A 12509-nucleotide genomic window follows, 5' to 3' on the forward strand; every position below is an offset into this window, starting at 1 on the left:
CCATCAGGAACCCATCGTGACGCGTGGAGTGGCCTGAACTGTCTGGCCAACACGCTCGACCAACAACGCCATCTCGTAGCCGACCTGACCGATATCACACGAGGTGTTGGTCAGGACCGCCAGATACGAGCCGTCGCCGACTGCCATCAGCAGGAGGTAGCCGTGTTCCATCTCGACCACCGACTGCAGCACCGTGCCGCCTTCGAACAGGTTCGACACACCCACCGACAGGCTGGCGAGCCCGGCGGTGACGGCCGATAGCTGCTCGGCACGATCGACCGGCAGCTGCGCGCTCGCGGCCATCAGCAGACCGTCGGCCGAGACCAGCACGGCATGGGCTACGCCAGGAACCTCGTTGGCGAAGTTCGAAACCAGCCAATCCAGCTGACGGTTCGTACCACTACCACCTAGATCGGGGTTCATCGGTCTCCTTTGTCTCCGGTTAGGTTCATTGCCTTCATTGCGCGGCCATCCCGGACGCCCTGCTGGTGACGACTCAAGCTGGACCGAATCGATTCGGGATCGCGTCTCGGTGCCCGATCCACGGCGCCGCTGACGGCGCCGGGCACGAGACGTCCGCCCGGATTACGTTGCGGCAGACCGGCTGCCGTGGTGGCTGTGGGCTTGGCTTCGCTCGCCCGCTGTGCTGCCTGCCAGCCTTCGTCACCGGGTGATTCGAAGGAGGCGGCGGTCTGGGATCGGTCCGAGTTCGGATCGGCGAGCCAGGCCGACATCATTTCGGCGAAGATCGGCGTTCCGCCCATCACCGAGCCGCTCTCCTCGGCCGGCTGCAACCGGGTCTGGAAGAACGACGCCGTCCGCTCGGGGTTGGCGCGGTAGCTGTGCCTGCCCCGATCGCGGCCGTTCTCGCCGGAGCCGTTGGCGTCACCGTTGGCGGGGCGACCGGCGCCCTCACGCTGCGGCAGGCCGACTCCCGGCGCGTTCTCCACCCGCTGCGGCAGACCGGCACCACCCGGCTGACGCTGCGGCAGGCCACCGGGGCCGGTCGAACGCGACGGCAGGTCGGTCTGACGCTGCGGTAGTTCGGTGGACGCGCGCTGGGGTAGATCCATCTGACGCTGGGGTAGCTCCGTGTGACGCTGGGTGACCTCGGGGCGACGCGCCGGCAGCCCCGGCTGCGCACTGCCATTGGCCGGAGCGCCGACGGCCTCGATCTCACCGGACTGCGCCGCCGCGGACTGACGCTGCGGCAGACCGGACTGGCCCGGCTCACGTTGCGGCAGCCCACCCGGGCCCGCCTCGCGCGGTGCGGGACCGTTCTGGCCGGGCGCACGCTGCGGCAGACCGCTCGGGCCCGCGTCGCGCTGCGGGAGACCACCGGCGGCGGGCTCGCGCTGCGGCAGGCCACTCGGGCCGGCCTCACGATGCAGTCCACCGGCGGCGGGTTCACGCTGCGGCAGACCGGTCGAACCGGCCTCACGCTGCGGCAGGCCACCAACCGACGGCTCACGCTGCGGCAGTCCGGTCGAACCGGCCTCACGCTGGGGTAGACCGCCGGCAGCAGGCTCACGCTGCGGCAGCCCGCTCGGGCCCGCCTCGCGCGGCGCCAGGCCGCTCTGCCCGGGCTCACGCTGCGGCAAACCACTCGGCCCGGCCTGACCCGGCTGACGCTGCGGCAGACCACCGGGACCACGCTGCGGCAGACCACCGCCGGCACCCGGCTGGGCTGCCGGACCGGCCTCACGCTGCGGCAGACCACCGGTCGGCTGCGGCACACCGTTGGATCCGGGCTGACGCTGCGGCAGTCCGGTGTTCGGATCGCGCGGCGGCGGAGCGGCGGCCGGGCGTTCGGCCTGCGGGCCACCCGGGCGCGGCGGCACCGGGCCGCCGGGCACGACACTGCGCTTGGGCATGGCCGCGGCGGCGAGTTTGCCGCGCTGCGGGCCCGTGCCCTGCTGCCCCGGCGCGGGGCGCAGGGTGGCACCGGACTGCTCGGCCTCACCGCGCAGACCCGAGGCCATCGCCGAACCCGGCTGACGCTGCGGTAGTCCGCCGCCGGGGGTGGCGGGTGCACCGGCCGCGGCCGCGCGATCCTCGGCACTGGCCGGGATCGGACCGCTCACGCCGGGATCGACGGTGACCATCACGTTGCCGCCGGGAGTGCGGCTGACCGAACGCATCTGCATCGACGACGGCGCCGAGGGCCGCTGCGGGCCACCGGCCGGAGCCGGCGACGGCTGCGGAACCAGCGGGCCGGAGCCGCTCTTGTCGGCGACGATCAGGCCGACCGGGACGTGCACGGTGACGGTGACGCCGGGATCGCGCGCGGTGTCGAAGGTCGGGCGCAGCCGCACGGTGAGCCCGTGCCGCTCGGCCAGGCGGCCGACGACGAACAGACCCATGTGGCGGGCGGTGTCGGGGCCGGGCTCGGCGGTGGTTTCGAGCCTGCGGTTGATCTCGGCCATCTCGCTGGGCGGCATACCGATACCGCGGTCGGCGACCTCGATGAGCAGGCCCTGGTCGTGCGCCTGGGCGAAGGTGAACTTCACATCGGTTTCCGGCGGCGAGGCCCGCAGCGCGTTGTCGAGCAGCTCGGCGAACAGATGCGCGAGGTCGGAGGCGGCAGGTTCCTTGAGCGAACCGCGCGGGGTGGCGCCGAGCTTGACCCGCTCGTAGTCCTCGACCTCGGAGATCGCGGCACGCAGCACGTCGGCGATCTCGACCGGCGCGGACTTGGCCCTGCGCTGTTTGGTACCGGCCAGAATCAGCAGGTTGTCGCCGTTTCGGCGCATACGCGCGGCGAGGTGGTCCAGCCGGAACAGGTTCTCCAGCAGGCGCGGGTCCTTCTCGTCGTACTCCATCGCCTCGATCAGCGTGAGCTGATGATCGACCAGCGACTTGGAGCGGCGAGCCAGGGTCTCGAACATGTCGTTGACCTGGGTACGCATCTGCGCCTGGTCACTGGCCAGGCGCAGGGCCTGACCGTGGATGTCGTCGACGGCGCGGGCCAGCTGACCGATCTCCTCCTCGGAGCGGATCGGCATCGGCTCCAGCGGCACTTCCTCCGGGGAGGCGCCGTTACGCAGCTGGGCGACCTCGTGCGGCAGGTCGCTCTCGGCGACGCGCAGCGCGGCCAGGCGCAGCCGGTGCAGCGGCACGATCATCGACCGCGCGACGAACACCGCGAGCAGCAGCGCGGCGAGGATGGTGAGCAGCACCACGACGCTGTACATGATGGCGTCGGAGCGGGCGTTGTCGGCGAGGTCGCGCACGCCGCCGACGATGTCGTCGGTGGCCATCGCGACCAGGGCCTCGGTGGTGTCGAGGCTGGACAGGATCGACTGGCGGGCCTCGCCGAGGGGCAGCTGCCCGGCTTGCGCCTCCGGGCCCTGGATCATCGCCGCACGGGTCTCGACGCCCGTGCGCAGGTCCTGGATATTGCGGTCGTTGGCGGGGAATCGCTGAGCGAGCAGGTTCAGCAGCGCGCGCTCGGTGTTGTTGGCGACCAGATAGGTCTGCAGACCGGTCTCCCGATCACGCAGGTAGTCGGCGACACCGACGATCTCACCGACCATCGACGCACGCGTGTTGAGCGAGTCGACCAGGCGCAGCTTGGCCTCGTCGATCACCGGATCGCTGACCTGGGTCACGATCTGTTCCACGGCCCGCACACCGGCGCCGCGGTACCGGTCGATCTCCGCGGCGGCCTCGGTGGGCGACAACGGCGTCGGAGTCAGCCCCTGGGCACGCACCTGCTTGGCGAGATCGATCATCTCCTGGAGCGGCTGCTGCGCGCTCGGCAGGTCGGAGAGTTCACCGACCGCGCCTTCGGCACCGGCGATCGCCTTGTCCAGGTCGACCAGGTTCTCCTCGGTGACCAGCGACCGGCCACCGATATTGATGACCTGCGAACCGGCGACGGTCGACGTCGCGGCACTCAGACCGGTGACGACCGGAATGACCTCGACATTGTCGGCCGCGGAGGCCAGCCTGTTGGCCTCGCTCCACTCGGACGAAATCTTGGACACGCCGAGTCCGACCGCGACGGCCAGCGGCACGGCGAGGACCGCCGTAACCTTCCAGCGCAGGTCCCAGTTGCTGAGCGCCCAGCGCTTTCTGCCGGACCTAGCGGCGTCACGCATCTCCCACTCACTTTCCAAACTGGCCCCAGCCACGCGCCATCAGCGCCAACCTCCACAATCGCATGCTGGCTCGACAGACAGTGCTGGCCGAGATCTGCGGCTGGCCGAGAAATTGCGTCTACGACGGACCGAATAAGTGACATCAGATTCTAACGGATCAATAACTTCTTGGTTGACCCCGCATCGGCACTCGCCCAGTGACCAGCCCGTTCCAGGCAAAACCAAAGGTCGCGGCACCCACCCGGGCGTCGCGTGAAGTCTGCCACAATCGTGCTGATCTATCGAGGCGGGCATCGAAGCGAGGCTAGGGAGCACGGGTTGAACGCGAGGAACGAGTACCGACCGGTCTATCAGACCAGCCTCGTCGATCCCGCCGAGTTCTGGGCCCATGCTGCCACCGCCGTCGACTGGGAGGTACCCCCTGAGCAAGTGATCGACACCACGGCCAAGCCCGCGGCCCGATGGTTCCCCGACGCCACGCTCAACACCTCGTTCAACGCGCTGGACCGGCACGTGCGTGAACTGCCGGAAGGTTCCGAGGGCACCGGCGGCCGAGCCGACCAACCCGCACTTATATACGACTCGGCTATGACCGGTAACAGGGGGGTATACACCTACGCCGAGCTGTTGACCGAAGTGTCACGGTTCGCCGGTGCGATGTCACGGCTCGGTGTCACCAAGGGCGACCGCGTCGTGATCTATCTGCCGATGATCCCCGAGGCAGTGATCGCCATGCTGGCCTGCGCGCGGATCGGGGCGGTGCATTCGGTGGTCTTCGGCGGGTTCGCCGCGCCCGAACTGGCCGCCCGCATCGACGACGCCGAGCCGGTGCTCATCATCACCGCCTCCGGTGGACTGGAGCCGGGCCGGCGGATCGAGTACCCGCCGATCGTCATGCAGGCGCTCGACCTGGCCCGGACCACGGCGCCGCGCAACGTCATCGTCAAGCAGCGCGCCGCCTTCCCGACGATCCCGTTCCCGGCGCCGCAGCCGGCCACCGAATCGCTGCCGAGTTCGGATGAGACCGTGGCCGCGCGGTGGATGGACTGGGAAGAGGCGGTGCGCGATGCCCCGCTCGCCGAGCCGGTGACCGTCGCGGCGACCGATCCGCTCTACATCCTCTACACCTCCGGCACCACCGGCCGCCCCAAGGGCGTGGTCCGCGACAACGGCGGGCACGCGGTGGCGCTGTGCTGGTCGATGCGCAATATCTACGACGTCGGCCCGGGTCAGGTGATGTGGGCGGCCTCGGATGTGGGCTGGGTGGTCGGCCACTCCTACATCGTCTACGCGCCGCTGCTGGTCGGTGCCACCACGCTGCTGTACGAGGGCAAACCGATCGGCACCCCGGACGCGGGCGCCTACTGGCGGGTGGTCGCCGAATACGGGGTGCACGTGCTGTTCACCGCGCCGACCGCGCTGCGCGCCATCCGCCGCGCCGATCCGGACGCCGCGCTGGCCCACACCTACGATCTGTCCTCGCTGCGGGCCCTGTTCTGCGCGGGTGAGCGGCTGGACCCGACCACCTACGAGTGGGCCGTGGACACCCTGCTCGCCGAACGCCCGGACTGCCCGGTGGTGGACCACTGGTGGCAGACCGAAACCGGCTGGCCCATCTGCGCCAATCCGCTGGGGCTGCAACAGTTGCCGATCAAGCCGGGCTCGGCGTCGGTGCCGGTACCGGGTTATCGGCTCCGCGTCCTCGACTCCGACGGCAATCCGGTGGCGGCCAATGTCGAAGGCAATATCGTCATCGGCCTGCCATTGCCGCCGGGTGCGCTCAGCGGGCTGTGGCGCGACGACGAGCGGTACAAGCGCTCCTATCTATCGGCCTATCCCGGCCACTACCTGACCGGCGACTCCGGCTATTTCGACGACGACGGCTATCTGTTCGTGCTCGGCCGCAGCGACGATGTGATCAATATGGCCGGGCACCGGCTCTCGGCCGGCAGCATCGAAGCCGCGATCGCCGGCCACGACGCGGTGGCCGAATGCGCGGTGATCGGCCTGCCCGATGAACTCAAAGGACAGCGGCCGATCGCGTACGTGGTGCTCAAGACCGGCGTCGAGGTGGACAAGGAGCAGCTGCGCGAGGAACTGATCCAGCGGGTGCGCGAACAGATCGGCGCCATCGCCACCCTGCACGACGCGGTGGTGGTGGCCGGGCTGCCCAAGACCCGCTCGGGCAAGATCCTGCGCAAGACCATCCGCCAGATCACCGCCGGCGAGGAATACGAGGTGCCGTCCACCATCGAGGATCCGGCGGTGCTGGTGGCGTTGGAGGATCAGATCCTGGCCGCGCAGCCCGAGTTGTTCACGAGCCGTCCGGCCAATGGCGACGGCAATGGCAACGGCGAAGTCGTGCCGGATTCGAATCCGGTCGCCCCGTAACGGATCTGCTCGGCTCCTCAGAGTTTTCACAGCAACGGTTCACACGGGTGCCAGCCCGGGGCAATACCGTCGAGGCGTCCGTCACCGATCTTGTAGGAGGCAGCAATATGAAACGTTTTCGTGGCAGGGCCACCCTCGCGGCACTCACCGTGGCCGGGGCCGCCACCGTGACCGCCTTCCTCAGCCCCGCGATCGCATCCGCGGGCCCGATGGAGCTGGCCGCGCCGCTGCTGGAATCGGAGTGTTCGTTCGCCCAGGTCGACGCCGCCCTGCACGATCAGGCGCCGCAGCTGGCCGCGATGCTGGACGCCAACCCCGAGGTCAAGGCGGAACTGCAGGCCAAGTTCGAACAGCCGGTCGAGCAGCGCCGCGCCGAGCTCCAGCGCTACCTCGACGAGAACCCCGAGGCCGCGCAGCAGGCCGAGAACGACCCGCGCGCCGCGGGCCTGAGCCAGACCATCCAGAAGGTCGCCGACACCTGCAAGAACTACTGAGCGGACCGGTGCTCACGCCAGTCGCCCGGGCGAGCGTCGTGACTGCCCGGTGAGCGTCGTGACCGGGCCGCACCGGGAAACGACGGCAGAATGAACGACGTGAGCGCCGATCGCACGACGAACCCGACCGTCCTCGTCGTCGATGACGACGAGGACGTGCTCGCCTCGGTGGAGCGCGGGCTGCGCCTGTCCGGCTTCCAGGTCCTGGTGGCCCGCGACGGTGGCGCGGCCCTGCGCGCCGTCAACGAGCACTCCCCCGACGCCATCGTGCTCGATATGAACATGCCGGTGCTCGACGGCGCCGGTGTGGTGACCGCGCTGCGCGCCATGGGCAACGAGGTCCCGATCTGTGTGCTCAGCGCCCGCAGTTCGGTCGACGACCGCATCGCCGGACTGGAATCGGGCGCCGACGACTATCTGGTGAAGCCGTTCGTGCTGGCCGAATTGGTGGCGCGGATCAAGGCCTTGCTGCGCCGCCGCACCGACACCCCCGCCGCCTCCACACCGGGCGCGGTCACCGTCGGACCGCTGGAAGTGGATGTCGCCGGGTACCGGGCGCTGCTGCACGGCCGCGAAATCGACCTCACCAAGCGGGAATTCGAACTGCTGTCCACGCTGGCCCGCAATGCCGGTGTGGTGCTGAGCCGGGAGCGGCTGCTGGAGCTGGTGTGGGGCTACGACTTCGCCGCCGACACCAATGTGGTGGATGTCTTCGTCGGATATCTGCGGCGCAAGCTCGAAGTGGAAGGGACACCGCGGTTGCTGCACACGATTCGCGGGGTGGGGTTCGTCCTGCGGGCGCCGAAATGAGTATTCGATTGTGAGCGCCGGCTCGCGGGAAACACCCGGCGCAGCCTCGCGATCGGGCGGCATCGCCCCGCTCGATCGCCGCGCCGGGTCGCGCCGTCGCCGGGCCTACTCGCTGCGCACCAGGGTCGCAGGCGCGGCAGCGGCCGGTGCGATTCTCATCATCACCATCCTCAGCGTCATCACATTGCAGGCGATCGAGCGCGTCAATGTCGAGCAGACCGATCAGCAGCTCACGCTCGCATCCCGGCTGGTGCTGATCGACCCGGTGATCGCGGTCGGGCTGGTCAATCTCATCGGCCCGAACGAAAATCTGGCGCTCACCGTCCGCGACAACGGCGAGCTCACCGCCACCACCGCGATCGAACTGCCCGACCTGCCAACGGGATCGCATACCGTCACCGTGGACGGTGCGTCGTATCGCGTGCTCACCACCACCGAGAACCAGCAAGCCGGGCGGACCGTCTCACTGGGTATCCCGAACGCCGACGCCGCTCGCGCCACCGCCGAACAGCAGCGATGGGTGCTGGCCGGCGGGCTGGTGGCCATCGCGGCCGCGGCCGGGCTCGGCTGGCTGTTCGGCGGACGCGCGGTGCGCCCCATCGTCGACCTCACCCGTCAGGTGGGGGCGCGCAGCGGCTACCGCGATCCCGAGCATCCGCCGCAACCGGTGGACGGTTCCGGTGTGCTCGAGGCCGAACAACTCGCCCACGCGGTGAACACCATGCTCTCGCGCGTCGATCAGGCGCAGGGCGAAACCGCCGCCGCCCTGGAAACCGCCCGCGATTTCGCCGCGGTCTCCGCCCACGAACTGCGCACCCCGCTCACCGCGATGCGCACCGACCTCGAAGTATTGCGCACCCTCGATCTGGACGAGGCCCAGCGCGCCGAAATCCTCGACGACCTGCACCGCAGCCAGGGCCGCGTGGAAGCCACCCTCTCCGCGCTGGAACGACTGGCCTCCGGCGACCTCACCCACGAACGCGACCACGTCGACACCGACGTCGGTGACCTCTGCGACCAGGCCGCCCACGACGCCATGCGCCACTTCCCCGGCCTCACCGTGCGCATCGACTCCGACGCCGAACTCGTCACCCGCGGCCTGCCCGCGGGCCTGCGCCTGGCCGTCGACAACGCCCTGGCCAACTCCGTCAAACACGGCGGCGCCACCGAGGCCCTCGTCTCCGCGCACCGCGCCCCGAACGGCCACATCATCGTCTCCATCGACGACAACGGCCGCGGCATCCCGGTCGAAGAACGCCAAGCCGTGTTCGACCGCTTCTACCGCGGCACCCAGGCCACCAAGGGCGGTTCGGGCCTGGGCTTGGCGCTGGTCGCGCAGCAGGCCCAATTACACGGCGGTCAGGCGTATTTCGACGATGGAACGCTCGGCGGGGTGCGGCTGGTGCTGGATCTTCCCGCGAGACCGGCGCCACCTGATCATTGATCAGAGCAATCACCGAGCGCATCATGATGTCATGGCATCATGATGGCATGAGCGCTAGAATCGAACTATGCGCACCACGATCGATCTCCCCGATGACCTGCACAGCCGCGCTGTGGCGATCGCGCGCGATACTCGGCGTAGCCTCAGCCAGACGGTCGCAGATCTAGTCCGCCGAGGCTTGGATAACAGCAGTACCTCCACAAATGAGCTCGGTCGAAGCCCCACGACCGGCTTGCGGACGATTACCCTCGGCAAAGTGATCACCTCCGAGGATGTCCGTTCCCTGGAGGACGAGTGACCGCACTGCTCGATGCGAATCTGCTGATCGCATTGCTTGTCACCGACCACACGCATCATGATGCAGCCGAGCGCTGGTTCACCGAATCCACCGATGCCATCGCGACCTGCCCGATCACCCAGGGCAGCCTGCTGCGCTTACTCCTGCGCGAGGGGCAGACCGCGCAGACGGCGCTCGCTGTTCTGGACACGCTGACTCAGCACAGCAGGCACGAATTCTGGCCCGATTCACTCACCTTCGGTGACATCGAGATGCGCGCGGTGATCGGGCACCGCCAGGTCACCGACGCCTATCTCGCTGCGCTGGCACGATCGCGACGAGGACGACTCGTCACCCTCGACAAGGGTTTGGCCGCTTGCCACCCCGACGTCGTCGACCTGGTCGAACCCAACTGACTACGCCCGGCGGTCAGGCGTAGGTGGGATCGTTCTCTTCGCGGTAGTCGCGGAGCGTGGCGTCGAGAATGCGTTGGGTGAGGTTCTCGATGTCGGTGGTGCCGGCGGGATCGGCGCGGAGTTCATGGCGCAGGGTGCGTGCGATGTAGCGACCCTCCGGGTAGTCGAGAACATGGAAGTCGCGGAAGCCGGCGCGGGTCTCGTCGTCGGGACCGGCGTGGGCGGCGACGTGGACGACAGTCGTGCGGGGCCGGTTGAAGAACCGACCGGCCTGCTCACGTGGGGAACGGTTCGAGGCGTCACTGTAGGCGGCGAGCGGACGGTCATCGTCGTCGAGATCATTGCGATTGACGGCGATACCGGTCCCTGTGCTCCGATCGCAGACGGGTAGCCCTGCCGCGATCCTGGCCGGGACGGCGGCCGCATTCAGGAGTTCCATTCGCACCTGACCACCACGATCGGCATCGGCGGTCGGCTGCTGGGTGAGCAGAACGGCGTGCTGGTAGGAGATGGCGGCGTGGGCGCGCACTCGACGGTCCGGTGCTCCTCGACCGGACGGTGGAGTGGGTGCGGCGGCCGCGAAACCAGCGACCTCGATGCGCGCCTCGGGCTGTACGAGAAGCCGCAGCGCGGCGTAGAGGTCCTCGTCGAACCGGTCGTGCACGGCAGCAGCGGCGGTCTTCCACGCCTGTTCGTACGCGTCCTGGGTGTCCTCGGTCGACCGGTATTGCAGCGGGTACGGGAGCACGTCACGATCGAAGGCCTGCCAGAGCACGGAGAATTCGAGCGGGCTGAAGACCCACGACGGCCGGCTCATTCGCCCAGCACCGGCGGAACTGTCTTGGCCCGGTGCGCCTCACCCAATCCGGTCAGCTCCTCGCCGTTCTCCTGAGTCACCAGGTATTCCTTGATCTTCGAGTCCGATTCGCGTTCATCGTCTTTGCCGCCGCGTGCGCCGGGCGCCCCCATCATCCCCGGCATGCCGCCGCGCATCCCCGCACCACGGCCGACCGAGTTCGTCGAGGCTCCAGCGGTTCCCGGCCCGGCAGCCGCGCCCGGCTGGCCCGGCAGGGAACGACCCGCACCGGGGACGCCAGGAGCCACACCACCCAGACCGGGGCCACCCGAACCCGAACCACCCGAGCCGAGACCGCCACCTGTTCCAATTCCGGTCGAACCGGGCAGGCCAGACGATCCTGGCGAAGACATGCCCGCAGCCGCGGTCGACGGCTGGGGTGATCCGAGTCCGGCCGGTGTCGTCGAGCCGAGGGCGTTGTCGTCCAGCAGGGACTGGGTATTCGCGCCCGCTGGCGTGGTGGGTTCTTCGCCCGTGGCACCGGGCTCCTCGGGTTTGCCGTTCTCCCCACCGGGCCCGCCGGGCTCCGGCCCGGACTTGCCGGGCGGAGGCTCCCAACCTCGGCCCGGCGGTGGCACCACCGGCTGGTTCGGCTCATGGATCGGGTTGTACGGTGGCGGAACCAGCGGCACTTCGGTATCGGTCTCCTTGACCGCCGGATACAGCACGTTCTCCAGAACCCGGATCGCGGAGTTCTTCGACGAATTCTCGAGCTTCTCGTCGGCTCGCCACGTCGGACCGGGAACCCAACTCGCCGCGGACACAACGATATTGTCATCCGGTGGCGGCGGGACAGCCGGCCGCACCAACTCCATCGCCGACCGAATCAACTTGACCTTCTCGGCCATGATCTGCACAGATCCGACGAGATTCTGTGACTTGCCGGCATACTCGCCGATCCCGTTCGCCGCGGCAGCCGCCCCCGCACCCTGCCACTTCTCGGCAATCGCCTTCTGCATTTGCGGCCCGAACCGCTGCTGGTCGACCTCCATGCGATTGCGGATGCCCTCCCACATCTCGTGGATTTGCACGACGGTCGTCAGGTTCATCGCCTGCGTATTGTCGTACAGCTTTTGCTGATCCATCGCGTGCAGGTTTTCGTAGGTGCGCACCTGCGATTCCTGGGACGTGACATCCAAGCCGTTGCGTTTGATCTCGTCGATGCGGTTGCGCGCCATCGTCGCATCCGGGCTCGCGTCACCGTGCGCAATACCGAAAGCCGCTGCGGTCCGCTTCAGATCATTGATCGGGCCGTCGAGCACCATCCGCCCGATCGCCTGGCCCACCTCGATGAACGTCGGAATGATATTGACCGCCACGGCGATCCCCCCTTGCTCAGTTCACCTGCGTGCCGTTGAACGCCTGACTCGTGGATGTGTCCTGGTCGGCCAGGTCCTTAACAGACTTGCTGATGGTATCGCGCATCAGGACCAGGACATCCACGTGGGCCTTGAGCGACGAATCGACGTCGCCCTCGCCGCCGATCGCCTTCAGGCCCAGCATCGTGGCCAGCTCTTTTGTGCAGGCGAAGTCGCCGAGACCCGTGACTCGGTTGATCCGCTTGAGATCCTCCCTGAGCTGTTCGTACAGGTCGATTCGCTGCTGGATCACGTTCGCGCAGTCCTTAGCAACCGACTCGTCCAGCGACAGCCGGCCAGCCTCTGCTTCACCAGCAAGGTGCTGCCACAACTTGACCTCGCCACCCATATCCGCCATCG

At 68.6% G+C, this 12509-nt stretch carries 11 protein-coding genes; 6 read left to right on the forward strand and 5 right to left on the reverse strand.

The genetic code is table 11. From position 1 onward, the window contains the following. Nucleotides 1–3: 3 nt before the first annotated feature. Both FEK34_RS02150 and FEK34_RS02155 read right to left on the reverse strand, forming a co-directional pair. Nucleotides 4–423 carry a roadblock/LC7 domain-containing protein gene (locus FEK34_RS02150; RefSeq protein ID WP_036533017.1) on the reverse strand — a complete coding sequence of 140 codons (420 nt, stop codon included), beginning with the start codon at nt 421–423 and terminating at the stop codon, nt 4–6. Then, nucleotides 420–4103, reverse strand: a complete 3684-nt coding sequence (locus FEK34_RS02155; RefSeq protein ID WP_212748681.1) for an ATP-binding protein — start codon at nt 4101–4103, stop codon at nt 420–422. The genes FEK34_RS02150 and FEK34_RS02155 overlap by 4 nt, the downstream gene beginning before the upstream one ends. 318 nt (nt 4104–4421) lie before the next feature. On the opposite strand from FEK34_RS02155, the gene FEK34_RS02160 reads away from it, so the two are divergent. The 6 genes from FEK34_RS02160 (at nt 4422) to FEK34_RS02185 (ending at nt 9935) form a co-directional block, all read left to right on the forward strand. After that, nucleotides 4422–6494 (forward strand): AMP-binding protein, encoded by a 2073-nt coding sequence (locus tag FEK34_RS02160; RefSeq protein ID WP_138446157.1) that lies wholly within the window; start codon nt 4422–4424, stop codon nt 6492–6494. Nucleotides 6495–6601: 107 nt separating this feature from the next. Then, nucleotides 6602–6988, forward strand: a complete 387-nt coding sequence (locus FEK34_RS02165) for a hemophore-related protein (RefSeq protein ID WP_138446158.1) — start codon at nt 6602–6604, stop codon at nt 6986–6988. 90 nt (nt 6989–7078) lie between these two features. Then, the gene (locus FEK34_RS02170; protein WP_138446159.1) at nt 7079–7798 is read left to right on the forward strand and encodes a response regulator transcription factor; all 720 of its coding nucleotides are present in this window, start codon (nt 7079–7081) and stop codon (nt 7796–7798) included. 112 nt (nt 7799–7910) lie between these two features. Further along, on the forward strand, nt 7911–9242 hold the full coding sequence (locus FEK34_RS02175; RefSeq protein ID WP_138446366.1) for a sensor histidine kinase: 1332 nt from the start codon (nt 7911–7913) through the stop codon (nt 9240–9242). Nucleotides 9243–9309: 67 nt separating this feature from the next. Further along, nucleotides 9310–9540, forward strand: coding sequence for an antitoxin (locus FEK34_RS02180; protein ID WP_138446160.1), 231 nt, complete (start codon nt 9310–9312; stop codon nt 9538–9540). Beyond that, on the forward strand, nt 9537–9935 hold the full coding sequence (locus FEK34_RS02185; protein WP_138446161.1) for a TA system VapC family ribonuclease toxin: 399 nt from the start codon (nt 9537–9539) through the stop codon (nt 9933–9935). Before FEK34_RS02180 ends, FEK34_RS02185 begins: the two co-directional genes overlap by 4 nt. 13 nt (nt 9936–9948) lie before the next feature. Here FEK34_RS02185 and FEK34_RS02190 read toward each other — a convergent pair whose 3' ends face one another. From FEK34_RS02190 to FEK34_RS02200, 3 genes are read right to left on the reverse strand one after another with little or no spacing between them, the layout of a single operon-like run. Continuing rightward, nucleotides 9949–10752 (reverse strand): ESX secretion-associated protein EspG, encoded by an 804-nt coding sequence (locus tag FEK34_RS02190; protein WP_138446162.1) that lies wholly within the window; start codon nt 10750–10752, stop codon nt 9949–9951. Then, entirely contained in the window at nt 10749–12110 is a 1362-nt protein-coding gene (locus tag FEK34_RS02195; protein WP_138446163.1) for a hypothetical protein, read from the reverse strand. The genes FEK34_RS02190 and FEK34_RS02195 overlap by 4 nt, the downstream gene beginning before the upstream one ends. Before the next feature lie 16 nt (nt 12111–12126). After that, nucleotides 12127–12507 (reverse strand): hypothetical protein, encoded by a 381-nt coding sequence (locus FEK34_RS02200; RefSeq protein ID WP_138446164.1) that lies wholly within the window; start codon nt 12505–12507, stop codon nt 12127–12129. Between the last annotated feature and the right edge of the window lie 2 nt (nt 12508–12509).

Source organism: Nocardia cyriacigeorgica (genome assembly GCF_005863245.1).
Taxonomy (GTDB): Bacteria; Actinomycetota; Actinomycetes; order Mycobacteriales; family Mycobacteriaceae; genus Nocardia; species Nocardia cyriacigeorgica_C.